This window comes from Ktedonobacter racemifer DSM 44963 (assembly GCF_000178855.1).
GTDB lineage: Bacteria > Chloroflexota > Ktedonobacteria > Ktedonobacterales > Ktedonobacteraceae > Ktedonobacter > Ktedonobacter racemifer.
This window is the reverse complement of the sequence record NZ_ADVG01000003.1, coordinates 1,679,218-1,705,564: the sequence shown is the minus strand read 5'-3', so window position 1 is coordinate 1,705,564 and position 26,347 is coordinate 1,679,218. Positions and strand designations below refer to the sequence as shown.

General features: G+C 53.4%; 22 protein-coding genes and 4 pseudogenes. 9 read left to right on the top strand and 17 right to left on the bottom strand.

Features of this window, described 5'->3' with window-relative positions; all coding sequences use genetic code 11:
• Window positions 1–87: 87 nt before the first annotated feature.
• From KRAC_RS36515 to KRAC_RS36485, 7 genes are all read right to left on the bottom strand, one after another.
• Window positions 88–1,035 carry an NADP-dependent oxidoreductase gene (locus tag KRAC_RS36515; RefSeq protein ID WP_007916155.1) on the bottom strand — a complete coding sequence of 316 codons (948 nt, stop codon included), beginning with the start codon at window positions 1,033–1,035 and terminating at the stop codon, window positions 88–90.
• Window positions 1,036–1,090: 55 nt separating this feature from the next.
• On the bottom strand, window positions 1,091–2,113 hold the full coding sequence (locus KRAC_RS36510; protein ID WP_007916154.1) for a GlxA family transcriptional regulator: 1,023 nt from the start codon (window positions 2,111–2,113) through the stop codon (window positions 1,091–1,093).
• Window positions 2,114–2,439: 326 nt separating this feature from the next.
• Window positions 2,440–2,838, bottom strand: coding sequence for a response regulator (locus tag KRAC_RS36505; RefSeq protein ID WP_007916152.1), 399 nt, complete (start codon window positions 2,836–2,838; stop codon window positions 2,440–2,442).
• A gap of 9 nt (window positions 2,839–2,847) precedes the next feature.
• The gene (locus tag KRAC_RS36500) at window positions 2,848–5,409 is read right to left on the bottom strand and encodes a PAS domain S-box protein (protein WP_007916150.1); all 2,562 of its coding nucleotides are present in this window, start codon (window positions 5,407–5,409) and stop codon (window positions 2,848–2,850) included.
• A 305-nt stretch (window positions 5,410–5,714) separates the two neighbouring features.
• A complete protein-coding gene (locus tag KRAC_RS36495) occupies window positions 5,715–6,017 on the bottom strand; it encodes an SDR family oxidoreductase (protein ID WP_007916146.1) in 303 nt (100 codons plus the stop codon).
• A gap of 2 nt (window positions 6,018–6,019) precedes the next feature.
• A complete protein-coding gene (locus tag KRAC_RS36490) occupies window positions 6,020–6,967 on the bottom strand; it encodes an NADP-dependent oxidoreductase (RefSeq protein ID WP_007916144.1) in 948 nt (315 codons plus the stop codon).
• Between the two features lie 238 nt (window positions 6,968–7,205).
• On the bottom strand, window positions 7,206–8,165 hold the full coding sequence (locus KRAC_RS36485; protein WP_007916141.1) for an NADP-dependent oxidoreductase: 960 nt from the start codon (window positions 8,163–8,165) through the stop codon (window positions 7,206–7,208).
• A gap of 222 nt (window positions 8,166–8,387) precedes the next feature.
• Here KRAC_RS36485 and KRAC_RS76690 point away from each other — a divergent pair, with 222 nt between their 5' ends.
• Together KRAC_RS76690 and KRAC_RS69485 are read left to right on the top strand one after the other, a co-directional pair.
• The gene (locus KRAC_RS76690) at window positions 8,388–8,864 is read left to right on the top strand and encodes a GntR family transcriptional regulator (RefSeq protein ID WP_052568846.1); all 477 of its coding nucleotides are present in this window, start codon (window positions 8,388–8,390) and stop codon (window positions 8,862–8,864) included.
• 30 nt (window positions 8,865–8,894) lie between these two features.
• Window positions 8,895–9,347: pseudogene (locus KRAC_RS69485) on the top strand (aminotransferase-like domain-containing protein); the annotation flags it as partial.
• A gap of 240 nt (window positions 9,348–9,587) precedes the next feature.
• Here the strand turns inward: KRAC_RS69485 and KRAC_RS36475 are convergent.
• Window positions 9,588–9,833 (bottom strand): helix-turn-helix domain-containing protein, encoded by a 246-nt coding sequence (locus KRAC_RS36475; protein ID WP_052568841.1) that lies wholly within the window; start codon window positions 9,831–9,833, stop codon window positions 9,588–9,590.
• Between KRAC_RS36475 and KRAC_RS36470 the strand changes: the two genes are divergently transcribed.
• The gene (locus tag KRAC_RS36470) at window positions 9,832–10,137 is read left to right on the top strand and encodes a hypothetical protein (RefSeq protein WP_040445616.1); all 306 of its coding nucleotides are present in this window, start codon (window positions 9,832–9,834) and stop codon (window positions 10,135–10,137) included. The genes KRAC_RS36475 and KRAC_RS36470 overlap by 2 nt on opposite strands.
• Window positions 10,138–10,151: 14 nt before the next feature.
• Here the strand turns inward: KRAC_RS36470 and KRAC_RS36465 are convergent, their stop codons facing one another.
• A complete protein-coding gene (locus KRAC_RS36465; protein ID WP_007916140.1) occupies window positions 10,152–11,270 on the bottom strand; it encodes a hypothetical protein in 1,119 nt (372 codons plus the stop codon).
• Between the two features lie 449 nt (window positions 11,271–11,719).
• On the opposite strand from KRAC_RS36465, the gene KRAC_RS66960 reads away from it, so the two are divergent.
• Entirely contained in the window at window positions 11,720–12,517 is a 798-nt protein-coding gene (locus KRAC_RS66960; protein WP_075164445.1) for a TetR/AcrR family transcriptional regulator, read from the top strand.
• The gene (locus KRAC_RS36460) at window positions 12,402–13,976 is read left to right on the top strand and encodes a DHA2 family efflux MFS transporter permease subunit (protein ID WP_007916138.1); all 1,575 of its coding nucleotides are present in this window, start codon (window positions 12,402–12,404) and stop codon (window positions 13,974–13,976) included. Before KRAC_RS66960 ends, KRAC_RS36460 begins: the two co-directional genes overlap by 116 nt.
• A 217-nt stretch (window positions 13,977–14,193) precedes the next feature.
• Here the strand turns inward: KRAC_RS36460 and KRAC_RS36455 are convergent, their stop codons facing one another.
• The 3 genes and pseudogenes from KRAC_RS36455 to KRAC_RS79930 all read right to left on the bottom strand — a co-directional run bounded on the left by KRAC_RS36455 (window position 14,194) and on the right by KRAC_RS79930 (window position 16,702).
• Window positions 14,194–15,717, bottom strand: a complete 1,524-nt coding sequence (locus KRAC_RS36455) for a zinc ribbon domain-containing protein (RefSeq protein WP_007916132.1) — start codon at window positions 15,715–15,717, stop codon at window positions 14,194–14,196.
• A 439-nt stretch (window positions 15,718–16,156) separates the two neighbouring features.
• Window positions 16,157–16,303, bottom strand: a pseudogene (locus KRAC_RS72070) (IS982 family transposase); the annotation flags it as partial.
• A gap of 234 nt (window positions 16,304–16,537) precedes the next feature.
• On the bottom strand, window positions 16,538–16,702 hold the full coding sequence (locus KRAC_RS79930; RefSeq protein WP_157507497.1) for a helix-turn-helix domain-containing protein: 165 nt from the start codon (window positions 16,700–16,702) through the stop codon (window positions 16,538–16,540).
• Window positions 16,703–16,935: 233 nt separating this feature from the next.
• Between KRAC_RS79930 and KRAC_RS36445 the strand changes: the two genes are divergently transcribed.
• Window positions 16,936–18,360, top strand: coding sequence for a hypothetical protein (locus KRAC_RS36445; RefSeq protein ID WP_040445614.1), 1,425 nt, complete (start codon window positions 16,936–16,938; stop codon window positions 18,358–18,360).
• A gap of 37 nt (window positions 18,361–18,397) precedes the next feature.
• Here KRAC_RS36445 and KRAC_RS36440 read toward each other — a convergent pair whose 3' ends face one another.
• Window positions 18,398–20,989 carry a HEAT repeat domain-containing protein gene (locus KRAC_RS36440; RefSeq protein ID WP_007916121.1) on the bottom strand — a complete coding sequence of 864 codons (2,592 nt, stop codon included), beginning with the start codon at window positions 20,987–20,989 and terminating at the stop codon, window positions 18,398–18,400.
• Between the two features lie 362 nt (window positions 20,990–21,351).
• Here KRAC_RS36440 and KRAC_RS76685 point away from each other — a divergent pair, with 362 nt between their 5' ends.
• From KRAC_RS76685 to KRAC_RS80725, 3 genes are read left to right on the top strand one after another with little or no spacing between them, the layout of a single operon-like run.
• The gene (locus KRAC_RS76685; RefSeq protein WP_040445613.1) at window positions 21,352–21,588 is read left to right on the top strand and encodes a hypothetical protein; all 237 of its coding nucleotides are present in this window, start codon (window positions 21,352–21,354) and stop codon (window positions 21,586–21,588) included.
• Window positions 21,589–21,620: 32 nt separating this feature from the next.
• Window positions 21,621–22,208 (top strand): MFS transporter, encoded by a 588-nt coding sequence (locus KRAC_RS36430; protein ID WP_040445612.1) that lies wholly within the window; start codon window positions 21,621–21,623, stop codon window positions 22,206–22,208.
• Window positions 22,209–22,241: 33 nt separating this feature from the next.
• Window positions 22,242–22,559 (top strand): integrase core domain-containing protein, encoded by a 318-nt coding sequence (locus KRAC_RS80725; RefSeq protein WP_075164442.1) that lies wholly within the window; start codon window positions 22,242–22,244, stop codon window positions 22,557–22,559.
• Here the strand turns inward: KRAC_RS80725 and KRAC_RS70355 are convergent.
• From KRAC_RS70355 to ltrA, 4 genes and pseudogenes are all read right to left on the bottom strand, one after another.
• Window positions 22,538–22,648 (bottom strand): annotated as a pseudogene (locus tag KRAC_RS70355) (IS6 family transposase); the annotation flags it as partial. The gene KRAC_RS80725 and the pseudogene KRAC_RS70355 sit on opposite strands and share 22 nt — an antisense overlap.
• A gap of 104 nt (window positions 22,649–22,752) precedes the next feature.
• Window positions 22,753–23,193: a YybH family protein gene (locus tag KRAC_RS36420; protein WP_007916119.1), complete on the bottom strand. Its 441-nt coding sequence runs from the start codon at window positions 23,191–23,193 to the stop codon at window positions 22,753–22,755.
• A 620-nt stretch (window positions 23,194–23,813) separates the two neighbouring features.
• Window positions 23,814–24,395: an IS200/IS605 family accessory protein TnpB-related protein gene (locus KRAC_RS36415; RefSeq protein WP_052568839.1), complete on the bottom strand. Its 582-nt coding sequence runs from the start codon at window positions 24,393–24,395 to the stop codon at window positions 23,814–23,816.
• Window positions 24,388–26,184: pseudogene (ltrA, locus tag KRAC_RS36410) on the bottom strand (group II intron reverse transcriptase/maturase). Before ltrA ends, KRAC_RS36415 begins: the two are co-directional and overlap by 8 nt.
• Between the last annotated feature and the right edge of the window lie 163 nt (window positions 26,185–26,347).

Sequence of the window (26,347 nt, the reverse complement as noted above, 5' to 3'; positions counted from 1 at the left end):
AGCCAGCAATTAGTTATCACAAAATCCCCTCATTTAATTATCGTTTTTACACCAAGGGTACTCACTTTTCAGGGCATTCTTATAAAGCTACTCCACCACCTGGATGACAACTTTGCCAGGCATATGACCACTCAAACTATGCTCATATGCCTGACGCGTTTCAGCTAATGGATAGACGCTATTCACAACAGATTTCATATGACCTTCATCAACTAACTCGGCAATGCGTGCTAGTTGCTCATAGTTAGGGCGAACAATAAACCACTTCGCATCCCGTTCATATTGCTTCGCCCACTCAAAGATCCTATTCTCCTGCTCGCCAGCAATACCAACCAGGATACCGCCTTTTTTCAGTACCTTAAATGACCGTTTCTGTGTATCGTCACCAATGGTATCCAACACAAAGTCAACATCGTTGACAACATCTTCAAAACGCATCGTTGTGTAATCAATAAGCTGATCTGCACCAAGTTCACGCAAAAACTCATGCTGCCGTGCCGATGCGACTGCGATCACCTGCGCGCCAGCCCAATGCGCGATCTGCACAGCATAGTTTCCTACACCACCAGCAGCTCCTTGAATCAAGACTTTCTGTCCCCGCTTCAGCAACCCCTGCTCAAAGAATGCTTGCCAGGCAGTCAGTGCCGAAAGTGGTAACGTCGCCGCCTCAATGTGGCTACTACGACGAGGCTTCTGGGCAATTTCAGCTGGTTCGACAATGGTATATTCAGCCTGGGCGCCATTTCTCCAGAAACTGCTCAGTCCATAGACGTCGTCACCTACATTAAATGTTGTGACACCCTCACCTAATTCAACAACTGAGCCAGAAATCTCATGACCCATGATGATTGGCTTCGCACGCTCTTGCCCATCGGCAGTCTTCCACGTTGGAACCCATTCAAGCTCCTGCGGAGAAATACCAACAGCATGCACTTGAAGTAAAATCTCACCAGCTCCAACTTGAGGCTGCTTTATATTCCCATACTCGATCACTTCTGGACCACCTTTATGAGTGGCGATATATGCTGCTTTCATTCTATCTCTGCTCCTTTATCTGAACATATCAAGCAAATGCTAGCTTGCTGTATAGTCACCGTTCAACGCTTCTATGAAATGCGAAGCGATGCCCGCGCTGCAGAGGGGGGGCACCAAATTGCCTTTGCCACAAGCGACGAAAATGCCTTACATCCTCAAAGCCACATTGCAATGCGACCTCCTCGACACGAAGCGCCGGGTTAGATAACAAGGTGGCAGCAAGCTCAATCCTCAAACGCTGGTGGTACTGAATGGGGGTCAGGCCAGTGGCCTCCTTAAAGGCTCGATTTAATCCCCGCGTGCTGATGCCTGCAATGTTTGCCAGTTCATCCAGCGTCACGTGCTCTGCGATATGGTTGATCAGGTAATCCTGTGCCTGGTGTACCCCCGAATGCAGGTGCGTGCGATACTCAAGGTAGATACTGCTCTGCGGCTGAGATCCATTGCGCCTCAGATACACGACCAGGTGACGCGCTACCTGGGCCGCAAACATCGGCCCTTGATCTTGCTCTACCAACCCCAGCGCCATATCAATACCAGAAGCGATGCCCGCGCTAGTGGTGAGCCTTCCATCGTGGACAAACAGCACATTTTCAAGTACTTTGGCTTTTGGAAAGCGAGCCTGGAGTACGCTGGTCTGGGACCAGTGCGTCGTACAGCGTCTTCCATCAAGCAACCCTGCCTCTGCAAGTGCAAACGCACCAGTACAAACAGAGGCAATATGGGCTCCAGCTTTTGCGGCTGAAGACAACCAATCGCGCGTCTCCTGATCGAGGAGTGGTTTCTCGTGGGAGGCGAAGTCCCAGTCCACCCCTGCTAGAAGGATCAGGTCATCTACTGCGACAGGAGCCAGGGGCGAGGGCTCAGCCAGGACTATTCCCTGCGCACTTATCTGCTGGGTCTGAGACGAGCTATAACTCAAGGTGTAGGGGGCGCCCATACAGCGAGCAGTATCAAAAACCTGTGCCGGACCGGACAGATCCAGCAAATGGACTTGCGGGAGGACGACAAACACTACGTTGCGTGCTTCACTCTGTTTGCCAAACAGGGTGAGACCTTGATGGTGAAGATCCCTCATCCCAACCTCTCTCTCTTAACTTCAAGCTACCTACTGTTCCGTTTCGTTTTATCTGAAAGAGATGTAAACCGGCTGCGGCGGCAGGGAAGTTGGATGCCGAGGGGCTGGCGCCCCTTTGCACCCCCGGGCACCTTTTTCAATTGAGCTGTAACAGAGGCTACCTATCTGGCTCGAGCTGTTCTTGTTTGAAAGGTATGAACATAGTATATACGTTGTCTTTGTGCTCGACCAGGGGCTAATGATACAAAAAGGAGGGCGAATTTAGCCAAAACTTCTCTCTGGCTTGCTTCGCCAGGATATACATACTTCTTCTGCTCCAGTTCTCCTTATGGTGCAAGCAGTTCTGCGATCAGTTGCAACAGTGCCTCCAGGTCAAAGGGTTTCTGCAGTGTTCTGATATGATCCAGGGCACCATTTCCTTGTGGCAAATTGGCGCTCATGAGGAGAATGGGGTAGTGCTTCCCACCTTCTCGGCGACGCAGGTGCTCGGCGAGTTCCAGCCCATTCATCCCAGGGAGTTGGTAATCGAGCAGAAACAACGCAGGCGTGATGGTTGAAAGCATCATCAGTGCTCTCTCGCCACTTGAAGCAAGATAGCCTTGATAGGTCGTCTCCTCCTGGAACGTTTCCAGCAGAAGGTTCCCAAGAATGGGATCATCTTCGACAATGAGAATACTCTTGACAATGACAACCTCGCTGCATACCTGTTGTTGGGAAGTCTTCATGTGCGTTCCTCATGTTCTTTTCCGGGGAAGCATCACCTGAAAGGTCGATCCTTTTCCCGGTTCGCTTTCGACGGTGATGGTCCCCCCATAGTGTTTCACAATCTCCGCGACAATGTACAATCCCATGCCCAGGCCGGGGATCGCCTTCTGCCTGGGATCAGCGACCCGATAGAACCGGTCAAAAATCTTGTCGCGCTTTTCGCGCGGGATGCCCAGGCCGTGATCCTGCACACGGATCGTGACCGTCTCAGCAGAGGTGGAGAGATCCATCTCGACGGCCTCTGCACTGGGAGAATACTTGACGGCATTGCTGAGTAGGTTGGTGAAGACCTGTCCGAGTCGGTCTCGATCCGCCATCAGGCTGGTCTGCACCGCGCCACGCACCAGGATGCGATGGCTGGGATGGGTTTGCTGCACGGTGTCGGTGATCTCCCGCAGCAGCGCATCGAGATCCACCGTCTCCCAGACGTACTCCAGCCTCCCCGCCTGGATCTTGGAGACATCCAGCAACTCTTCTACGAGCCGGGTGACTTTGTTGATCTGGGTCTCCATGCTGGAAAGAGCCGGAGCAGAACCCTGGAGGCCTTGCTTGGCCAGTTGCCTGTGCAGCAAGGTGGTGTGCAGTTTCAAGGCCGTGAGCGGGTTCCTCAGTTCATGGCTGGCCATGCTGATAAAGTCATCCTTGCGTTGTTCGAGTTCCTTACGGGCCGAGTTATCCAGCACAAAGCCGATTGCTTGGAGCGGGTGATGCTCTAAGATGACACCGCCCACGAGCACCGGAAGGCAACTGCCATCTTTACACACATACTCTTTCTCATAGGGCGTCAACGACTGCTGGGTGGCAAGTTCCTGCTGGGCCTCTAAGGTGCGAGCCAGATACTCTGGAGGCGTCATGTGCAACCAGTTCATGCGCCCTTCGCACAAATCTTCCCGGCTATAACCAGTCATACGCAGATAGGTCTCGTTCGCTTCCACAACCTGCTCATCTTCGGCGAAAAAGATCCCGATAATGCTGGAGTTCATCAGGACGTTGACGCGTTCCTGGCTTTGGCGCAAAGCTTCCTCCGTCCGTTTCTGCTCCTCAATGTCGGTGTTGGTGCCAAACCATTTGAGAATCTGACCTGCTTCATCGCGCATCGGCATGGCGCGGCTTAAGAACCAGCGATACTCCCCAGTCTGGCACTGTTTGAGACGCTGTTCGTACTCAAACATTGCGCCCGTGTCCAGGGCATGCTGCATGTGCACTAGGTGGCCATCCTGATCATCAGGATGGATAAACTGGAGATGAACCCTTCGGTCGTTTTGTATGTGCTCAAGCGTCAACCCGGTGTAGTCACGCCAGCGCTGGTTCGTGTATTCGTACAGGCCGTCGGGTCGTCTCACCCACACCTGTTGTGGCACCGTTTCGGCCAGCACGCGCAAGCTCTCCTGGCTTTCTTTGAGCTGCTGTTCGACTCGTTTCTGCTCCTCGATGTCAGTGCTGGTGCCAAACCATTTGAGAATCTGGCCGGTTTCACCACGCGCGGGCATGGCGCGGGCTAAGAACCAGCGATACTCCCCAGTCGTGCCCTGGCGCAGGCGCAGTTCCGTTTCATACCCCCCGCCGGTCTGGACGGCGTGCTGCCACGCGGAGCGGACGCGTGACCGGTCCTCCGGATGCAGACACTGCATCCATCCCTCCCCCTGGGCCTCTGCGGTACTCAGGCCGGTATAGTCGCGCCAGCGTTGATTAAACGAGTCATGAGAGCCGTCGGGTCGCGTGATCCAGACCAGCTGGGGGATGGCATCGATGAGGGCATGGAGTTCCGCTTCGGCGCGCTTGCGCTCGGTGATGTCGATGCCGGCGATGATGAGGTACGCGATGTGGTGATCCGCATCCCTGTGGGGAGTGATCACGACCTCCAGGTGACGGTCCAGGCCTTCCCTGAGGTGAACCACCGCCTCGAACCGCACGGTTTCTCCCCTGCTGGCTCGCGCGATGGCGGCACACAACTGCTCTTGACTGGTCGGAGAACAGGACCACCACCGGGTTTCGGCGAGCGGGTAACCAATGACCTCCTCGCGTCGGACGCGCGCTTCCGCCAAGGGAACCTCATTGATCTCCAGGACGATCCCCTCGGGGGTCAGCACGCCGATCCTGCTAAACAAGCCATTCAGGTCCTCGATGGAGAGACGCTCGTCCTGGGGAACCGGCGCCTCTCGTCGGGCTGCGGCTCTGCCCTGGTGGACCTGCACCATCAGCCCCCCAACCGTGGGAGAGAGCTGCACGTGCAGCCAGGTTCGAGTCACGGGAGACACATACTCCACTTCGCTAGGTGCCTGGGTCTGTCTGGTCTGCTGGACGGCCTGGTAGAGTGCGGTGCTCACCAACTGGGGAGCGCCGCGCCACAATGGCTTGCCCAAGACGTCCTCTCGTGTGGCTCCGGTGATGGTCTGCGCGCTGGCATTGGCATACACAATCTTTGCGGCATCATCGACGACAAACAAGGCCCCAGGAAGCGTCTCAAGAAGCGTGAGGAGCGTCTCACTCGACGCAGGCGTGAGACGCTTGGTCGGCTTGGTATTCGACATAGTGTGGTCAATCTCCCTTTCACGTGTCCCCATCCCTGGTGGCGAAGATGCGTACCTGCTCTGATATCTCGAAACAGCATTGAGAAATGTGAGAAGACGCGGAACCCCCTTCTACGTTAAACTACTTTCAAGCCCTTCTGTCGAGAGGGCTTGAGCAAGGGTATGCTTGCTCATAGGAACTGTCGGGTCCGAAAGGCGACATGTTGCTCGAGGAGGAACCTGCCCATGTGGTACGCAGGCATCGACTGGGCTGACGAAAAGCACTACACCGTGGTTATCGATGATGTCGGCCATCAGAGTGGCACTTATTCCTGTTTGACGAGGTAGTGTACACCAGCTTTTCTGGCTTCCTCAGCCCATAGCTGCTCGGTCGCCAAGAGATACGCAGTGACGGGGGAAATAAGATAGACGCGCTCGATTCCCTGAAGCGCTTTATGGACGCTTTCTCGCTCTGTCATATCTCCTAAAAATGTTTCTACGCCCTGCGCCTCCAGCTTTACAGCAACAGATGGTTTACGCACGAAGGCACGCACTGGGATCTTCCGTGCCAAGAGTTCTTTCAGGACGGCATTCCCCACAGCACTCGTTGTGCCTGTCACAAGAATCATGGTCATCTCCTCCTTTCCTCGTCCTCTACGCGCAAAATGATTTTTCCGCGCGTGTGCCCTTGTAGGGCCTGCTCAAACGCCTGGGATGCCTCTGAGAGAGGGAAGACCCGCTCGGTGATTGGCCGGAGCTGGCCTGTATCTATCAGGTTCCCGATGTGTATGAGCTGTTCTCGATTGGGCTTGACGACAAAAAAGAACGCACGCACACCAAAGGCGGCAGCCTGCTCTTGGGATGGGGGGCTAAACACACTCAGGAGCAGTCCGCCCTTCTTTACGACGCACCAGGAGCGAGCTACTGTCTCACCGCCTATGGTATCAAGCACCATATCAACATCACGCACCACATCCTCGAAACGCGTGGTGGTATAATCAATGATCTCATCGGCTCCCAACGTGCGTAGGAATTCATGATTGCGTGCAGAGGCTGTCGCGATCACAGTGGCACCAGCCCACTTTGCCATTTGAACCGCCATGCTTCCCACGCCACCAGCGGCACCATGAATGAGAAGAGATTGCCCACTGGTAAGCCCTGCGTGTTCAAAAAGCGCTTGCCAGGCTGTCAGTCCAACCAGAGGAACTCCGGCTGCCTGTATGTGCCCAAGGGTTCGTGGCTTGGGCGCCACATCAGTCGCGCGTGCGACAGTGTACTCCGCAGCCGCGCCATCCAGCCAAAATTCGGTGAGCGCATAGATAGCCTCTCCTACGGCTATACCAGTGACGCCGGACCCCACTTCAACGACCTCGCCAGAAACATCATGACCTGGTATTGGATGCTGACGTTCGATACCAGCCGGTGTTTTCCAGGTTTCCGACCAGGTAGGTTCCTGCCACATCACACTTGTCGCATGGACACGAATCAGGACTTCTCCCACTCCTGGCTGAGGTTGCGGTGCATCTTCGAACACAAATTGATCGGGTCCGCTCTGACCATATAGGCGAATAGCTTTCATCTCTTACATGTCTCCTTGTTCTTCCTCATTCTTCTAGAGGGTATTGTCAACTTACATTTTTCTCTTGATGAGCTTTCACCACTGAACCTTCATTTGAGGTCTTTCAGAGGGCTTTCTTCCGAGAAGATTTTGAGCCGGCGCCCACTTTTCTCCAGAATTTCTGGCAATAAACTCAACAATTGTCCTTGAGCTGACAATACCTCCTCATGGTTTTTTAGGACTTGACCATAGAGAGTCTTCATCCTGGTACATTGAGCACGATTTTTCCTTGATGGTGCCGCGTCTCCAGTCGCTCATGAGCTTGCTTGGCCATTACGAGGGGAAACACCTGATCTAGGTGAACCGTCAACTGACCATGGTCCACCAGCTTCGTCAGTTCGGCCAATTGTCGCCCATCAGGGCGGAAGTAGAGTACATGCGTGTCAATATGACGGGTGGGTGTCACCTGCTCAAGGTCGACAATGGTGACGAGCCGCCCCCTCTCGCGTACCACCTGCATGCTTCTTGCCGCTGTCTCTCCCCCAACGCAGTCCAGGACCGCATCGATGCCCTCAGGATGAGCCGCGTGGACAGCCTCCGCGAAGTCCGTTTGCGTATAATCAATGAGTTCGCTCGCTCCCAGTTGCTGAAGGTACGGGTGGTGCTCGCTCCTTGCAGTGACCATGACGTGTGCTCCGACGCGCGCAGCCAGTTGGACAGCAAACGTGCCGGTTCCTCCCGCCGCGCCGGTAATCAAGAGCGTTTCTCCCGGTTGGATCTTCAGCAGTTCGAAAATCGCCTGGTAAGCGGTCAGCCCGTTGACGGGAAGGGCAGCTGCGTGCAGGGCATCGAGCGAGGAGGGCATTGGAGCGACAAGATTCGCAGGGACAGCCACGGCAGAAGCATAATGACCAATGCCGACCTGGTATGTCGTGCAGATCACGTGGGTTCCCACATCCCATCCCGTGACTGCCTCTCCCACCTTTGCAATGATCCCTGCTGATTCCCAACCAAGCACGAGCGGAAACTGTTGCCCTTCTAATACGACGCTTCCTTGCCGCACTTTCACATCCCACATCCCGACGCCGGCTGCCTGGACGCTGATGAGGACCTGCTCTGGACCACAGGGTGGCACAGGCAGATCCACAAGCTTGAGTTGATCAGGGCCGCCAAAGGCGGTAATGGCGATCGCTTGTATGCGTTGTCCTTTGTCTATCACGGTTTTCTCTCCTCTCTAAATGACCATTTTGGGGCTGGGTGGTGTCCCCAGACATGATGGTCTCCTTTCTGCAATGCAGCGTTCGTGCTCTTGTCTTTTACTGACACCAAGAAGTATACTCTGATAAAGGACCTGTTAAAAGGGCCATTTTCAGGTAGACGAAAGGGGCCATTTAAGAAAGATTTTGATTCATACAGGGGCTTTAAGGAGAGCAGATACAGTATGTCTAAAAGAGCAATACCTGGCAAAAGGCCAGAAATCGCTCTTGACCAGAACGCGTCAATTTCGTTGTACAAACAGCTTTACGAGCGATTGCGCTCGGAGATTCTCACAGGACAATTAGAGGCCGGTACGCGCCTGCCTTCGACGCGCGTGCTTTCGAGTGAACTGGGGGTATCACGCAACACCACCGCTCTTGCCTACGAGATGTTGCTACTGGAAGGATATATTGAGAGCAGGGTGGGAGATGGTACGCGGGTCGCCCATCTGCAATCAGAGCAGTCGTTTATAGGAGATCAGCACACAACGGATAGCTCAGAAACGCCTCAAGCAGTGCTTGCCCGCGCGGCCAATTGCTCATCAAGGGGTCTTCTTCAGAAGAATTCTTTACCGACCGGGCCAACCGAAGCACAAGCGTGTTCTGCTCCGGCCAGCCAGATGTGGCAGCCTTTCCGTACGAGGTCTGGGCCAGATTGGTAGCAAAACATGCGCGCCACGCACATCGGTATTACACGCGGCGTCCACTGCTCGCCCGAACAGATCATCCTCACCGCTGGAGCACAGGGAGCACTCGACCTGGTCGCGCGCGTCTTGCTTGATCCTGGTGATCTGGCCTGGGTCGAAGATCCTGGGTATGAAGGAGCACGTGGAGCACTGCTGGTCGCCGGGGCAAAACTGGTCCCCGTGCCAGTGGATCGGGAGGGGATCGATGTTGAAAGCGGACGACAGCTTTGCCCAAAGGCACGGCTGGCCATCGTTACCCCTTCGCATCAGTTCCCGACAGGAGTCACCATGAGTCTCAGCCGACGGCTCGCGCTGTTGGAATGGGCGAGAGAGACCCAAGCCTGGATCATCGAGGATGATTATGATAGTGAGTATCGCTTTAGTGGACGACCGCTGGAGGCGCTGCAAGGGCTGGATAACGCCAGGCGCGTGATCTATATTGGAACCTTTAGCAAAGTGGGATACGACACCAATGTGGGGTCACTAGATTACCGCGGGTAAAACATACGCTTAAAGAAGCGCAAGAAGACGATGACACGCCAATTGAAACTCTTCTCAGAATAAGGGGATTTTTACATAACCCCCCGAAACGGTGCCTGGTCAAAGCCGAGTGCACCGTTTCGGGGGGTTATGTAAAAATCCCCACTGTCGCATCATCCAGGTAGGTAAAAAGTATGAAAATTAATCCTACCTAATTGACTATCTCGCACAGGTGGTCACTTGAACCTGCACTAAGCCCTTCCGCTCAAACGCGTGGATCGTATTGCGCACGGTCTGCGTTGCACAGCCCAGATTGCGGGCGATTTCCGATGGGCGTTGCTTTCGACTGGATGCGAGCAGAATCTGACTTCGGCGCAGGGTAAAGGCATCTGAGGAGCGCAGCCCAGCTTCGATCCCTGCTTGTTCGGCCGGACTCAAGGCTCTGACATAGATGGGGACTTTCATGTCCTCATTTCGGTTCGGCGATCTGTTTACTATGGGCCAAAGCGTCTCCGCGGACCTGGAGAACGCAGCCTATCGTTGGGCACAACACCTGCTCACTGTCGATTTCTCTGTATCACACGCTCATCTGCCAGCTCTTCATGCCGATGGAACGTCTGCTCGTTATTCGCTTCTTGATAGACCTCTGTTTCTCTCGCGCTGCAGGGAAGACGCTATGCATGCTCTCAGCGAGGGCAATCACTCCACATCACGTCAAGATCCCGCCCTCTCAGAGAGTGAGGCGACTTTCCCATCTATGCAGAGATGAGCAATGTGACTGGTTCAGCCTTTTTCAACCTGGTGAACCAGATCCCAGAATTCCTGCGTTGCTTGGCTCATGTATCCTCCCTCGATGCCTGCTCTGTTGAATGACACGGTGGGGCAACCTGAAAAAGCGGTGGCAGATACGAGCCAGGCATCCTCCTGGGAAAAGGTCAACATATCATAGCTGCCTGCCGTTCCCTGCGAGTTACAGCTGGAATCCTTGTTGGAGGGCCAGGGGAGCAAGTTATAAGCAGTGCGATACAGTTTCTGAATTGTGCTCTGGTCTATAGAGATGCGGAAATCCGGCCCAGAGCCTGGCTGTATGCTAGTAGGAGCGTGCTTGATTTCCAATTTGTCGGGCCTGACCGGCGCGAACGTCATGCTGGAAAGCTCCTGGTCCAACTGCTGCTGGAATTGCTCGGTCAGGTGCAAGGCAGGAAAGGTTGTCTTTCCTGCCATTCTGAGTTGTGAGCAGTCACCGCGAAAAACCTGGGCGCGCAGGAGGACCTCACCCTCGTAGAAGAAGAGGTCATCGTAGGTGGGGGCCTGATCTCCGCAGAATCCGGTTGTGGACGGTGGAGTAGAGAGGAAGGCAGAGAAATATGTGAAGAGCCTTTGTACCTGTCTGGTTGATGTGATCTTCCCGTAGAGCGGCACCTGGACGTTGCCCTGGTACCGTACAATCTCCAGGTGATCAGGATGTGTGACGTGAGGAGCGCTGGTGATGGCCTGATCGAGGAGTGACCAGAAATCCTGGTTGGCCTGGCGCAAATCGCCGCCGCGCAAAAAGAGATCTTCGCAGCCACTCCGGTCAGCTATGACGGTCTCGGCCCTTTGCGCACCTGCCCAGAAAACCAGTTGATATCCAGGGCCACCTATGGTTGGACAGGCTCGTCCTGGCGCCAGTTGTGGAGAGGCCAGCGCGGCCTTGTAGAGTTGTTGTGCGGTCTCCTGTTTGATGACATACAGCGTCTCTGGAGATGCCTTTCCATTTTCAAATATTTCGATCTGGAGTTTGGTCAAATCGGCGCTGCTACGCAGGTTCACCAATGGTTTTGGATCACAGGCTGTAAAGAGCAAGGCGCAGAGTATCGCTATCAAAGCAAGCGGGAAAAGGTGCAGTGGTACCCTCATCATGATGTCTCCCTTGATTATGGTCATTACGTGAAGAAGATATTCCTCTTAGGAGACGTATTCGGTCGTGCCTTTGTTGCAATGGTCGGTCAGGCAGTCACGATATTCGGACTTCTTTTGGCATATTATCTTCAATACCGTGACTCCCTGATATCATCTCATCTCTTCTCTTCATTGCACAGATGGTTACTTGAACCTACACTAAGTACAGTCAAGCAATGTTTTGGGAAATGAAGTCTGCTTATCAAAGGCCTTCAATGCCAAAAAAGTTGCTTGAGTGCACTTAGGGGCAAGCCCCTGCATGAGATGCATGGGACCTCTGACCTTGTCATCTCCCCAACGTTTCTCCAAATCACATTCACAACTAACCAGTTGGTTAGCTGTTGACAACGCATAGAAACGCGTGTATATTCTAACTATCTGGTTAGTTAGTAATAGGGAGAGCGCATTTCATGGCACAGAAACCAAAGCGTGAACGGGATTCGCAGGTGGCAAAGGCAGCCATCCTGGAAGCTGCGAAAGAGATCTTCGCGCACAATGGATTTGGCGCGGCCCGCGTAGACGCGGTAGCCGAGGCGGCAGGTTACAATAAGAGCCTCATCTTCCAATACTTTGAGGACAAACTGGGGCTGTACCGGGCCGTGGTGCATAGCTGCAAAGAACATATGGAAGATGATCTCATCCTGATTATGCTGAACAATATGCAGGACCGTGAAACTATCGACACCGAACAGTTTCGTGAGTTCCTGGCGACGGTCATCCGTGAGTACTTCAATTATCAGATCAGCAATCCGCGAAGCATGCGCATTCTGGCCTGGGAGATGGCGGAAGGCTGGAACGCCTACAGGGCCATATCGCTGCCAGAAGGGCCTTACTGCTTCCGCAGCAAGTTCAAAGCTGTCAGTAGCTTCCTGGAAAAGGCGCGCGAGCAAGGAATCGTTCGACCAGAGATTGATCCTGTACTGCTGGTCGCGCATGTGCTGAATATGTGTGTCTTTCACGCGCTCTCTATCCCTCGCTACCAGATAAACTTTCCAGAGCGGGATTTTTCCTCGCCAGAAGCACTCGCGCAAGCTCGCGAGCAGATTGTCATGCTGGTGCTTCATGGCGTTATGGCCTCTAAGGAGACAACACATGCGACTGAACTACCGCTGGCAGGCAACAATCGTGCTGGTACTGGGACTCTTCATGGCGGTCCTGGACAACACGATTGTGAGCGTGGCTCTGCCGCAGATCCAGAAGGCATTTAACACAAGCTTTGACACGGTTACCTGGGTCTCTACTGGTTACTTCCTTTCCCAGGCAGCGGTCATTCCAATCATTGGTTACCTGAGCGACCGCCTGGGTACCAAAGTGGTCTATCTCACGGCATTGGGGCTTTTCACTGTAGGATCCGCCCTCTGTGTCTTCGCTCCTAACGAGGAACTGCTGATTGTCTTCCGCGTGATCCAGGGCCTAGGTGGGGGTGCGATGATGCCAACGGCTTTCACGCTCATCTACCGCCTCTTCGGACCAACCGAGCGCGGACCAGTAACGGCCACTGTTGGTATTCCGGTCTTCCTGGCTCCGGCCTTCGGCCCAACCATTGGCGGCTACCTGACAACCACCTTCGACTGGAGCGCCATTTTCACGATCAACCTGCCTATTGGCCTGATCGCGATTGTGCTGGGCCTGTTCATCCTGCACAATCGCGCCCAAGAACGCGCGGCAGCAGGCGAAGAGCATGCCAGCCAAGGGCAGCGAGTTGATATTGCCGGGCTGCTCCTCTCGATGCTGGGCTTTACCACGCTGGTGTATGGCATCACCGAAGCCGGTACGCGGGGGTGGGTCGATCCTATCGTCATCAGCCTTATGGCGGCGGGAGGCGTCATCCTGATTGTGTTTGCCATTGTTGAGCTTTTCATCGCCAGCGATCCGGTAATCAATCTGCGTCTCTTCGCGCAATATACATTCGCCATTTCCAATCTCTTGTTGTGGGTCGTCAGCGCCGTACTCTTTGGGAGCCTGTTCCTGTTGCCTTTCTTCTTCGAGAACGTACAGGGGAATACGCCGCTCACGGCAGGTCTGTGGCTAATGGCCCAGGGCATCGCGACGGCGATTGGTATGGTGTTTGGAGGCCAACTGTACAATCGGGTCGGGCCACGTCCTCTGGCCTTCGTGGGATTAATTCTGCTGGCTGTTGGCACGTATGGATTGACACAACTGGATGTCTCGACCTCAGGAGGTGCGTTACAAGGTTGGCTGATTCTACGCGGCCTGGGACTGGGATTGACCAACACATCCCTGCAAACTGTCGCGCTTTCGGCAGTCAGTAATAAGGCGATGGCACGCGCTTCCTCGCTACTCAATGTCATGCGTATGGTCTTCTCGGCGGTCGGCGTCGCGGTCCTGACCACCTACCTGAGTCAGCAGGCCACTTCATACGCGATAACGGCGAAGCAAGGGGTACAGGCGATTCCACCGAGCGGTATAGCGATGACTTGCGCGGCAACCGTAGGAGCGCACGCCGAGGCACTGAAGAATTGTGTGACCCAGCATGTCACGGTTATGGGACTCAACGATACCTTCTGGCTCGTCCTGATTGGATGCGTCATCTGCATATTCATCGCGCTGGTGCTCGGACGTGATCCGGCACTTGAGGCGGCCAAAAGGGCTCGCGCCCATGGCGAAGTTGTGCAAGCGGAGGTCCCGGTGGCGATTGGCGAGTAAAATCCCGTTCGCGGTCAGATCGCTAGCACCGTTCTCTAAGCGGAGAGGCGGTGATGGTCCCAATTGTTGTTGACAATTGGGACCATCACCGCCTCCTTCATCTCATTAGCTCAATTAGCTACCATCTGATACTCCCCGTGACACTCCGCATCGGCAAAAGCCGAGCAGCTTCTGACACTGTGCCGTAGTCGGGTTCGTGAGACAGGTGGCGTAGCCACTACTCAAAGTGAACCCGTAGTTGGGACGCAATATCTGGGAGAGACGCGCCCATCCGGCGCCTTCTCCCCTGGGGGGTGCCATCCCCGTTGGCATGATCTCCACGCCTGGCCACAGGGATGGATGGTCCCATCTGGCGTTTGGCATCCTGGGAGATCCCAACACCTGAGTCTTTCGACTCCCTCTTCGCACGTTGAGAACGAGCATGAGGCTTTTCCTTCAAAGGTTCTTGCGTACGCTCGATCAAGCGTTGTCCGATTCTCAAACTGGCATTTCTGTCGGCATGATCGCGCATCTGGCATTGTGGGCAGAGACAGAGCGCGGCGCCGGGGGTGTAGCCTTCCACAGGGTGTCCCTGATTATAGCGAATGACAGCAGCGTGACAGCGATGGCATTCTCTGCTCGTATTGCGCGGATTCACACGGCAGGTGATGATGCCGCCTGCATGCCAGGCTTTGTACGTTGCGTAGCGGAACATGCGCCCCTTCATCCAGTAGGCGCGTTTGGTATTGCTCCGGCGCGAATACGTGCCCTTCTCCGGTTGCAGGTTGCCCAGATGTTCAAAAACCAGGATGCTCGCCTTGTGCTCGCTCGCGAACTGGACAATGCGAGCGCTCACCAGATGCGCGATCTGTTCGTCCACGTGCCTGATTTTCGCCCAGAGGTCGACATTATCCTGTTCGTTCTCGGCGATGAGACCAGTCTGTGATCGGTTGCGTGCAATGCGTCCAAGGAGTTGTTTCCTACAGCCCGATACCGCTGCGCCATTTCCGATGAAGGAAGTAGCCAGGATGGTGCCGTCAACTGTCTGGACGCTGCACACAGCGAGATGCTTGTCGAGATTGAGATCCACCGCGCAGAGACGTGTGGTGAGTTGCTCTCCGCTCTTTGCGGGAGCCTCGAAGGTCTTCTCAATGGGAGTATGTAACCACCAGCGATCCCCCTTGCGAACAAGCTGTGGACTGCCCATCGCGTACCCATCGGGGAGATCGCGACCGAGGATGTGTACTTTGAGCCAGGACCAGCACGAGCCGGTCCAGACCTTGAGCACGATACAATGCGTATGACGCTCACGCCAAAGGCTTGCGTAGAAGGGAACCGACTTGTTCCATGATCGGGGTGGGACTGGTGGTCGCTCCCGAAACGGCCTCTTCTTGCGCTTTTTCGTGTGTTTGGCTTCGTGTTTCTGCTTCCGTGCTCGCCATGTTTTGAGGGAGGAGAAAAATGCGCGGGCCGAACCAAGGGCCGCATTGATGGCGGCACGTCTGAACATCGCCGGGATAACTGGCGCGAGATCGGTGAGCGGCATCACCGGATGGGGGCTAGACTCCGTTGCATGCGTGAGTTTCTCCAAGGCGGTGAGGGCTTGCTTGTTTTTGAGTGAAAGGATACCCTCGTGCGCCTGAATACAGTCGAAATAAAAAGCTACGACGCGATTGAAGAGGGCCTGATTTGCCGCGAAGTAGTCGGTATACTGCGGCGGATACTTCAAACTTTGTCTGATGGTTTTCGTGGCCTTCGCCATTTCAGCCTCTCTTCTCACAAAAATATATTTGTCTCTTCTAAAGAATACTCTACTCGTTTAAAGCTGTCAAACAAATGTTCTATATAGTACTATGTTTGACAAAGGCTAAAGCCCAATAACACGCCTCACCACGGTCTAAAGAACCGTGGCTTGCAGCGGGCTAAAGCCCTATCCTGTCATGAATGGTTTACACTTACACACAACTATCAAATCTAGAGGAAAACGTGGAAGCGATGCGCGGCACATGCTTCGTTTTTCCCACACGAGAGGTGGCTCGCTTTCTCTGAAGAAGCTGCGTGTCTCGCCAGGCTTGAAGCCCATCATTGAGCATTTTTCCTGGCATCTTTCTCTCGCATGGTCATGCGGATCTTCCACAAACGTTCAAACTTGTGTGTAAGTGTAAAGCTTAAAAGACCGGGGCATTCTCGCTCGGATTTCTGTAATAGGCTTTGAACATCCGATAGTGCGACTGATGAAAATGGATCAGAATGGTCGTCACTTCGCTTGGAGAGAACTGCCCCATACGTTCTCGCTGTTTACCCGCTTGCAATTGGCTGGCTTTCCATTGTGGTGCAAAATTGAGCATAAAGTCATCGACATCACAAAACCCACGGGTTGCGCAACGAGTTTTTAACTCAGCAGCAATCTGGTTTGAGAACGTCCTTTATTTCTTACAGAGAACGGCCCAGAAAGCCCCGCTCTTTCTAAGGCGGGGATGAATGGGCGTTCCTTTCGGGCTGGTTGGGTGGAGAGGAAGCATCGCTCTTCTTTCGCACTGTGTTCTCCACAGGATGAAGAACGATTATCGTCTTGTATTGTCTCACGCTTGCGCGCGAAGCTCATGGAAGTCAGAGCGCCGGATCCGGTATCCTCCTCTTCGACCTACCTGAAGAGCGCGGAGTTGCTTCTCACGAATCCATTTCCGAACGGTACGTCGTCGAGTGACCGGAAGAAGCCTGCTCAACTGGAATAGCTGTGTAGGCATGTGAACGTGGAGAAAGACACGAGGGACGGGCAGTAATCCCCTCTCTTTCTGAAGAGATATTCTGCATTGGAAGGCAACGCACATCATGAAGCGAGCCCGCGACACCGACCATTCTTCTCGAACTCCCTCTCCAGATCGATTGGAGCCAGGAACGCCAGGTTCGTGCGCACCTGGAAGCGGCTCGGTGCCTGTATAACGCTCTGCTTGCTGAAGCCATGAAGCGGCTCCGATGCATGCGCAATGATCCGGCATGGAACAAGGCGCGGGCTCTCCCACGCTCGCACAAACAGCAACGCGCTCAGGCTTTTTCTGCCTTACGTAAGAAGTATCACTTCTCCGAATACGAGCTACACGAGTATGCCAAGCTTGCCCGTGTCTCGTGGATCGCTGATCACATCGAGAGCACCATGGCTCAAACCCTTGCGACTCGCGCCTATCAGGCGGTCAATCGGGTCTGTGTTGGGAAAGCCACACGAGTACGCTTCCGCAGCAAGGGACGTGGCATCGATAGCGTGGAGGGCAAACGTAACGATGTCGGCCTGCGCTTCGTGTGTGATCCCAATGCGGGCGATGGCGGCTTCCTGATCTGGAACCAAGAGGTCATCCCAGCCATCATCGACTGGGGAGACCCAGTGGTGCAGCATGGCATGCGCCACCCCATCAAGTATGTGCGCCTGGTTCGCCGCAAAGCTTCCTCACCACAGGCACAGGGAGCCGATAAAGACAGCAATCGTTATTCCGTGCAATTGGTTTTAGAGGGCCATGCCTTCGTCAAACCGAAGCATGAGGAGGGAGGCAAAGACACGATTGGCCTGGATATTGGCCCATCGACACTCGCTCTTGTCCCTCGTCGAGCAAAGGCGGACCTGGTCACGTTCTGCCAGGAGCTTTCCCCCAATGCCAGCAAAAAACGCCGGTTGCAGCGCAAGATGGACCGGCAAAGACGCGCCACGAATCCCAACAATTACGACGAAAAGGGCCGTGTCAAAAAGGGCAAGGGTCGTCTCAAATGGAGGGAGAGTAAGCGATACCAGGCGACCAGGAGACAACACGCCACGACCGAAAGACGGCTGGCTGCTCACCGCAAGAGTCTGCATGGACACCTGGCTCATCGCATCGCTTCGGTGGGCACCACGATCACCATAGAGAAAACCTCGTTCAAAGGATGGCAGAAGCAGTATGGTCGGAGCATCGGACTTCGCGCCCCAGGGATGTTTGTAGCGCATTTGACTCGCATAGTTGCAAAAACTGGCGGCACCCTGCGCGAAGTTTCAGCCTACCAGACCAAACTGTCTCAGTACTGCCAGAAGTCGGGGCAGTATCACAAGAAGCCACGATCACAGCGTTGGCACCGTTGTGAATGCGGGTTGGGACCAGTGCAACGTGATCTGTATTCGGCCTTCCTGATTGCCTACCTGGAACCTGAGCAAACAACACCCTCCATCACCCAGCACGTCTGGGAAGGTGCGGAGCCGCGCCTGCAAGCCGTGATGGAGGATCTGCAACAACGTGCGAATGAAGGGGAGCCATTCCCCCGAAGCATGGGCGTGTCGGCTTCTAGCAAAGCTGCCCGTGCCAGAGCCCGTCGGCTGAAAAGTCCTGCCTATCTCCACCAAGAGCCGGTTTCTCCTTCGGGAGAGGCCGGAAACGGTGGGTGAGGAACAGGAACCTCCGTGCATGTATGCCGGAGAGGCCTCAGTTTATCAATGTTGTAATGGCATCTTGCGCCATCTGGCTGAGCAGGGCATAGAGGATACCTCCCGCTGCACTCGTGGTCAGCAGCGTCCCGATAAAGGCCCTGGGAGGAAAGAGGGGGGCATATTCCTGAAGCTTTTTTGCCATTTCGACATATTCCCCCCCCGTATACTCCTCCAGGATTCTTGTGTGAAGGAGATATTGACCAATAGCATACGGAATTTCACTAAACACACATGTTGCAAACAGCAGACCCGCAATCAACCATTTCATATCGAGCGGGAACAGCCATATCTTGATGACGCTAAGCATACAGGCGACGAGCAAGATGGTATTAAGAAGCGCATCATACTTATACACCATGCGTAATCCACTGACATCACTGGCGACGTCAATATACTGTTGATCGACTGTCTCTTGCGAGACAGAGGGGGCTTTTGCCTTCTTCTTGCCCTTCTGCTTCGCTTCCGTTAACGCTGGTACGTATTTGGGAATTGTTCTGAATAAGGGATCTGCCATCCGCCGAAAAGCGACAATGAGAAAATATAACTGGATGTAGGAGGCAAGCAGCAGAACGATTTGCAGACAAAGCGCAAGAATCTGTACCGTCGTCTGGCGGAGCATCAGGCCGATCACAGTGCCAAGAGCAAGCCCAACGGGAACAGATATATAGAGAACCACTTCATCTCGCGTCATCTTTTCAAGCGCTTTGACATCGACTTCAAGAGACGTATACGATACCGCGCGCCTGATACGTCTGAGCGTATTTTGCTTATACCACTCCATGGAGTGGCTACTTATCTCGATCAAGAGCACCAGCGTTGCTGCGTAGAAAAGCCAGCTCCCGAGCGCACTCGTCCCAAGGAGCCAGAAAGCAAACACCAGGAAGATGACTATATAGGCCACACTCTCTGTCAGTAAAGACACGATGCGCCCGCTTCGACGCAAGAGGAACGACACACATGTGGGCGTAAAGCATACTGCAATCGTCAACCAGAGTATCTGGCAGACAAACAGAAGGCCATTCCACAAGCTAGCGGTAGGGGGTAAATGTTCAGCCCGTGTCATCTTTACAAAGACGGTAGCAACGACAGAAATCAGCAGGAGAAGCATGGGAAATGCAAGAATGAACCCCCTCCACTTCCTGAAGGCCGAGGAATTCCCTTGCTGAGAAGGTGTTATGAGTGTTCCTCCTGAAATTGGAGGAGGGACAGGGCCTTGTGGATCGCTTATAGATGGTGTGAGAGCTGGAGAAGGTTTTTGAAGAAACGTAGGTATTGAGATGTCTTGTTGAGAACTTGCAGGCGACGAAGGGGTTGTAGAAGTCCTTTGAAGAAACCTGGGAATTGGGGGAGGGACAGGGAGTTGTCGGTAGTTTGTAGGCAGTGATGGGGTTGTAGAAGTCCTTTGAAGAAACCTGGGAGGGATAGCGGGCCGTGATACCACAGGACGAGCAGAATAAGCAAGATAGCGTTCGATCGCAGCTATACCTCGTGGATCGTTCAATTCTCTTAATACCGCCTGGATTTCTTGAGAAGAAGGATAGCCTCTGAAGGCCATTAACAACGGTTCTACCGCAGCCGAACCGAAGCTGACCGCTCGATTCCAATCCTGTTGGGCTACTGCCAATAAGGCAGATTGTTCCGCATTCGCTGGTTGCCAGCCAAGCTGCATCAGAGCTTCTGCTACCCGCTTGCGCACCCTGCTGCTCCTATCTCTCAGAGCGACCAGCAGCGGCTCTATAGCACGAGTATCTCCAAGCTTTCCCAGAGCTACTATAATCTGCATACGTACATCCCAGTCATCCTCCTCTCTGAAGTCCTCAATCAGGGGCTCTACTGCAACCGGGCCTAAGCTGACCACTCGATCCCAATCCTGCCGGGCAATTGCCAACCATACAGACTGCGTCTTATTCATTGGCTGCCAGCCAAGCTGATTCAGAGCTTCTGCTACCTGCTTGCGTACCCTCCAGTTCCTATCCCTCAGAGCGATTACCAGCGGCTCTATAGCACGAGTATCTCCAAGCTTTCCCAGAGCTACTGCAGCCTGCTCGCGTACCTGGCTCTCATTATCTTTCAATAATTTGATCAATGGCTCTACGGCACGAACATCCCCAAGCTTTCCCAGGGCCTCTATGACCGGCTCACGTATCACTCTCTCATTTTCTTGTAGGGCTTTAATCAATGGTTCTACAGTTACCGAGCCTAAACTGATCACCCTACTCCAATCCCGTTGAGCTACTGCCAACAAGGCAGATTGTTCCTCATTTGCTGGTTGCCAACCAAGCTGCATCAAGGCCGCTGCTACTTGCCTGCGTACACGGCTATTCCTGTTTCTTAGTGCTCCCACTAGTGGTGCCACCGCTCGCATGTCCCCGAGCAGGCCAAGGGCTGTTGCAGCCGTCTCCCGGACTCCACTGTCAGTATCTTTCAAGGCCTCAATGAGTGGTTCCACAGCACGGGTATCCTTCAGTTTTCCCAAAGCCACTGCAGCCCGTTGTTGACGAACTATATTATAAGGATCTTTCAGTGCCTCGATCAGCGCCTCCACATCTTGAACGTTTTCCTCTTTCCGGTCCATACCGTGCTGCATTAATGAATCCTTTCAATCGCCAGGCCGTAGAACCTGAAACGTACTATATCACAATAATGACTTCTTTATTCTATATCACATGAAATGGATATTAAAGAGTTTGCTTTAACTGCTACTTCCTCCAGATTGAGCGAGCCGATGTCCTTGCGCCTATCCAATTGCTTCAATATGTGTTGTATTCCTTGACAGGCGATTTTTATTCTTTATGCTATAAAGATAAAATAAAGTATATAGTGTTTTATGCCTCTTTTTGAGATGTTTATAGCGCGCTGAACATTTTCCTCGCAGATGCGCTCACGAGCTGGATGATCCTCGCTAAAAAGTTAATGTTTATTAGCTGTTGGGTTGGAGGAGCCCACGCGATGCGCAACGAGCCGAGGTGGGTGGAGAATGTGAGCCGTCTATCCGGTCTATTAGGCGCGCCTGTCGCAGCCGTGATTATGGTATCGATTGGCGCAGGCAACCTGTTGTGGTTCGATGCCGCCTCGTTTGCGCTCTCCGCGTTACTGATCGGCCTGCTTGTGCCGAAGGCAGCGAGCAGCGAGAAGAAGGGCAGCTCAGGCGTCAGCAATACCTGTCAGATCTGCATGAAGGCTTAAGCTTTATCTATCGCGACAAGGTAATTCTGGCCTTGACGGTCACCATTCTGATCACCAATCTGCTCGATGGTGCTATGGGCGCGGTCATCACTCCGGCCTATGTGCAGCATTTCTTCTATAGTCCTATACCACAAGGTATACTCATGGGGGTCTTTGGGGGCATGGCCTTTCTGGGAACGCTGATCTATGGCGCGATAGGACATCGCTTACCACGCCGCACAACACTAGGCGCCAGCTTTACCATCGTTTCGATGCGCATCATAGGCATGGCCCTGCTCCCAGCGTTACCATTTCTCATCTTCATACATGCCCTCACCGGCCTAGCCTGCGGTCCCCTCAATCCGCTGCTTTCGGCCATGTCATATGAGCGTGTCCCCAAAGAGTTACGAGCACGCGTGTTTGGAACGAGTACGGCAGGCGTTCTGGTGGGTATTCCAGCTGGCGTCATGCTCTGCGGCTACCTGGTAACCTGGATAGGTTTGATTCCCAGTGTGTTCACCATGGGAGCCATCTATCTCCTAACAACGCTCTCGCTGCTCATCAATCCAGCACTCAAAGGCATGGAGAAAGCACCACAGGAGCAAAGCAAGAGCCCTTCGCAAGCAAGCCCTGCGACATAAGGGTTGAAGGAAGGTATCCCATCGGCATGAGGGTTGAGGGTACTAGGAGAACCAGGCAAAACGCGGAATCCGGGTGAACTGGGCGGCCGATATGGTCGCCCCTACCAACGCGCTAGCCGCCTACTCTACTTCGTCGGCTCGTTCAAGCTCGCTGTGGCCGAGCGTCGATCATATCACACTCTGGGTGCATTCTTACGAGCGGCAGAGGCATGGATCAACTTTTATAATTGTCTGCGTCCTCATGAAGGCTTGAACAACCTTTCTCCACAACAATACGCCCAACTTCATGGGCTGGAAATGCTTCCTTCTCTCTCCTTCTGGGTACTGGACATTTCTTCCAAATCGCGATAACTGAGCGTATAGCGCATGTACCAGCGTACACACAAGAGAAGAATTTCAGGCTGGAAGTGACGCCATTTGAAGAGACTCTGCTCGGACATGTGAGCCCCCTTTTGCTCTTTTCTCTTCAATGTAGCAGATCAGCTTCCTTCTTTGCAACACAACCTTGAAAACTACATGATGACATTCAATATGCCGAATATGCTTATCTATCTATTTGAGAAAGGTTGTTATGAACCCGGTCTTTTCCAGCGACGGGATCGGCGTGCCGATGGAGAAGCTTCCAGATACCCTCTTCATGGCGAAAGATCTCAGTGACGCGCAAAGCCAGTGGACTATATTCCTCTTGTCCATCTACGCGTACCTCACCATTTTGAAGGTAGATGAGATAGGCCAGGTCACCGCTCATGCCTGTGGAGATGAGTTCGAAGGTATCGTGTCCCCCACTATAGCGAGAGGCAACCCACTCCAGGCGAGGCCCGACCTGGTTCCACCCTTTCTCATAGGAACCAAAGCCGCCAAAAATAGTAACATCATCAGAATGCGACCAGGACGCACTGTAGTGTGTGGGATCTCCTGCCAGAAGGCGCTGATTCGCTTCCCTCATCTGCGTCACTGCCTGATCGAAATCATCTGTTGTTGACAAAATCTTCTCCTCTCATGACTTTTGGACGACAGAACGCATGTGAGACGTGCCACTCTCCCACTTGAGCAGAGGAACAATCCCAGCAGCATATTTGACGCCGCTGAAAGACCCCACCAGATAGTATATCGGCTTGAGCCCATTTGCCTCTTCTCAAGCAGAGCGCACAGGAGCGTGTGGCGGGCCTAGGTCATGCGTTAAGTGAGGTGAAGTATATATAAAAAAAGGGAAGAAAGGAAGGAGAAGATAGGGACAAAAGTGCAGCCCAAAAATCAAAGAAGAGCCATTCCCTGCGGGACGTCCACCTTCCAGGTGCAGATCTGGCGCAGCGCCCAGATAGTCCCGAACCGGGGGATATGCTGGCGGGAGAGCAGGAGGAGTGAACGCTGCGCCAGGATTCTGTGTGTATGAAACGATGAGCGATATTGGTGCACTATAGTGCGCGCAGTTGATTGGTCTCGCCACGCGTCTGGGAAGAATGTTTAGCTTGCTGCTCTGTAAAGGCCACAGGTGCTACGTTCCGATAATGTTGTGTGACCAGTGCTTTCTCGCCACGATCTCTGTAACAGAAGCAGAACTACAGTATCTTAAAATGATGACGAATATGCCTATAAGTCATCCGTTCAGACGGCCAGCCGTCTGGGGAGAACTGCGGCTCCCGCTACTCCTCGCCCCACTTGCAAAGGGTCGGAGTTACTTTTGCGTAAGATGTTGTACGATCCGTTGATATCGGCATGAATGAGGCGTCCATCCCTGGCACGATACCAATTGCGAGCCACACGCTTGCCTGAGAACACTGGCTTCTCAGCCGTGTTGGCTTCATAGGTTGGGATGGGATCGTCGTCCAGAAAACTGGCCTTGCTGGTGTAGCTTTCTTCTTGAAGGATAACCCTGATCCCAACCAGGTGCGCTTTGTAGGTCAACTGCTCAATGAAACGGCCATGGGGAAGCTGCACAAACTGCTGGTTGTTCCTGCGTCCCATGGTCACCCCTTGTTTCCACAAGGGATTCTTGCCAATCACCAGCGTTCCGATGCCCTCGCTGACCAGCAGGTCAATGATCCGACGGCTGGCCGTGTGCAGATACGCATCCACACGGCGATTGCGCTTCGTCGTCACGCGATCCAGCTGGCGCGAGGTGTATCGGTTCTCATGCGCGAGGCGTTGCTGCTGCTTGGCGCGCTGTTTGTTGTTAAAACTAAGCATGAGTGTCACCACTCCTACTCGTCTTCAAAACCGTGCTTGACAGTTTCCCGTCACACGGCTCCTCAGTAACATGGCCTTTGTCGTAGGTACCGTTGGCCTTTTTCGAGTGGCGCTCGTCGTGGCAATGACGATGGAGAGCGAACTTGTTGCTCAATTCCTCTCCGCCTCCTTCACTTTTCGGGGTAATGTGATCGATCTCTATGAGGTCTTCATCTTTGAAGTACAGTCCACACCAACGGCATTTTCCCTCTTGCTTCTGTAAAAGTTTTGCTTTAACTCCGTTAAGAAGCGGGTGTTTCTTGAGTCGCTGGCTCCAGTAAAGAAGATTTCCGTCATATGGGCTGGCAGTTCCTTTCACTTTTACATGACGCCGGATGTATGTTTGTTGGTGGTTTCGTAGTTGTAGGTCGGGGGTTCGGAAGATCCATCCCTTTCCTTCATCCACTTTCCAATACTTTTGCATAATCCAGTGTCGATTTTTGTTTGGGTGCCTGCGATTCGCCCATCTTTCCAATTGTCGAAAAAGTACCATGTCGCAGTGCTTGAATGCCCTTCTTGCACAGATGCTTCGGTAGTAGTTTGCCCATCCGTAAATGACCGGGTTCAACTCTTTAATGAGCTTTTCCTGTTTCATGCTCCGGTGCTCTGCTACCAGACGATGCGTTTCTTTCACATGGTGCGCAATCGCTTCCTTACTGGGTCTGATGAGTGTCTTGAAGCCAAGTGGTTGACCATTAGGCCGCTTTCCGGTGTGTGTTTTCCCCATCGGATACTGGCGTATGGTGAAACCAAGGAAATCAAATCCCGTTTTTCCCTGATATTCCATCAAGGTGTGCGTGATCCGTGTCTTGCTCGGCTTGAGTTCTAGTCCAATGCGCTGTAACCATTCCGAAAGGATTTCTTTTGCTTTTTCGACGCCTTCGAGCTTGGGATGGAAAACCATCAGATCATCGGCGTAGCGGACAAATTTGGGTCATCCCTCCTTCCACCGGTAGGCCGCTATCAAGTCCGTTTCCATACCATGAAGCGCGATATTCATAAGTAATGGTGAGATGACTCCCCCCTGCGGGGTTCCTTTCCGGGTCTCGTCAAATATGCCATTATCAATGATTCCCGCTTTGAGCCAAGCTTTCACAAGCAGCCTTACTGCGGGATAGGTGTCGAGTTTGGCGAGAAGTGCCTGATGATCAATATGATCAAATGCTCCTTTAATATCGGCATCCAGGACATACTTTGCCTGTGTGCAGATATTGGTGTGAATGGTTTGAATTGCATCATGACAGGAACGTCCAGGGCGGAAACCAAAGCTATTGGGTTCAAATTTGGCTTCCCATTGTGGCTCTAAAGCGAACTTTACGAGGCACTGGTGCGAGCGATCTCGCATGATGGGAATCCCCAAGGGTCTTTTCTCATCCTTTCCAGGCTTGGGAATATAGATCCTTCGCACTGGTTGGGGTTTGTATTGAGACCATTGCTTGGGGTGGATTTGTTCAGCCAGAGTGAAACGCTGGGCCGGTTTGACTGATTTTACTCCGTCAATGCCTGCTGTGCGTTTTCCCTGGTTGTCTTGGGTCACTCGTCGAACCGCTAAAAGCCTTGTCGCTCTGGATTTCATCAGAAGTTTCTGTAGTTTGTGGACTGCTCTTGTGTTGCCACGGCTCTCGGCTTTGAAGATGCGCTTTTGTAGGCGGTAAACATGCTGCTCGAGCTTGCGCCAGGGCAGTTTGTTCCAACTTTCACTCTCAGGGTCAGGTGGTAGCTTGATCTTGGGTGCCTTCGTTTTCACCATACTACTCGTTTCTCTTCATTCCATGTTACCGTGCCTACGTCAGCATATCCTGGGCATTACCCCAGGCATTGGCTTTTTAGGCAATCCTTCTCGGAGGCAGCTTGCGGATGGTTTCCTGCTCATCGTATCGACCTCCAATGAGAGCGTACCTTCGAGTTACTCC

Excerpts from the sequence above, each read along its gene's own strand:
- KRAC_RS36465 (WP_007916140.1), bottom strand. The coding sequence starts at position 11,270 with ATGATGAGGGTACCACTGCACCTTTTCCCGCTTGCTTTGATAGCGATA.
- KRAC_RS36445 (WP_040445614.1), top strand. The coding sequence starts at position 16,936 with ATGCGCAATGATCCGGCATGGAACAAGGCGCGGGCTCTCCCACGCTCG.
- KRAC_RS36515 (WP_007916155.1), bottom strand. The coding sequence starts at position 1,035 with ATGAAAGCAGCATATATCGCCACTCATAAAGGTGGTCCAGAAGTGATC.
- KRAC_RS36475 (WP_052568841.1), bottom strand. The coding sequence starts at position 9,833 with ATGAAAGTCCCCATCTATGTCAGAGCCTTGAGTCCGGCCGAACAAGCA.
- KRAC_RS36440 (WP_007916121.1), bottom strand. The coding sequence starts at position 20,989 with ATGCAGCACGGTATGGACCGGAAAGAGGAAAACGTTCAAGATGTGGAG.
- KRAC_RS76690 (WP_052568846.1), top strand. The coding sequence starts at position 8,388 with ATGTCTAAAAGAGCAATACCTGGCAAAAGGCCAGAAATCGCTCTTGAC.
- KRAC_RS36470 (WP_040445616.1), top strand. The coding sequence starts at position 9,832 with ATGTCCTCATTTCGGTTCGGCGATCTGTTTACTATGGGCCAAAGCGTC.
- KRAC_RS36460 (WP_007916138.1), top strand. The coding sequence starts at position 12,402 with ATGCGACTGAACTACCGCTGGCAGGCAACAATCGTGCTGGTACTGGGA.
- KRAC_RS36455 (WP_007916132.1), bottom strand. The coding sequence starts at position 15,717 with ATGGCGAAGGCCACGAAAACCATCAGACAAAGTTTGAAGTATCCGCCG.
- KRAC_RS36505 (WP_007916152.1), bottom strand. The coding sequence starts at position 2,838 with ATGAAGACTTCCCAACAACAGGTATGCAGCGAGGTTGTCATTGTCAAG.
- KRAC_RS36500 (WP_007916150.1), bottom strand. The coding sequence starts at position 5,409 with ATGTCGAATACCAAGCCGACCAAGCGTCTCACGCCTGCGTCGAGTGAG.
- KRAC_RS66960 (WP_075164445.1), top strand. The coding sequence starts at position 11,720 with ATGGCACAGAAACCAAAGCGTGAACGGGATTCGCAGGTGGCAAAGGCA.
- KRAC_RS36415 (WP_052568839.1), bottom strand. The coding sequence starts at position 24,395 with ATGCTTAGTTTTAACAACAAACAGCGCGCCAAGCAGCAGCAACGCCTC.
- KRAC_RS76685 (WP_040445613.1), top strand. The coding sequence starts at position 21,352 with ATGCGCAACGAGCCGAGGTGGGTGGAGAATGTGAGCCGTCTATCCGGT.
- KRAC_RS36490 (WP_007916144.1), bottom strand. The coding sequence starts at position 6,967 with ATGAAAGCTATTCGCCTATATGGTCAGAGCGGACCCGATCAATTTGTG.
- KRAC_RS36495 (WP_007916146.1), bottom strand. The coding sequence starts at position 6,017 with ATGATTCTTGTGACAGGCACAACGAGTGCTGTGGGGAATGCCGTCCTG.
- KRAC_RS36510 (WP_007916154.1), bottom strand. The coding sequence starts at position 2,113 with ATGAGGGATCTTCACCATCAAGGTCTCACCCTGTTTGGCAAACAGAGT.
- KRAC_RS79930 (WP_157507497.1), bottom strand. The coding sequence starts at position 16,702 with ATGCCTACACAGCTATTCCAGTTGAGCAGGCTTCTTCCGGTCACTCGA.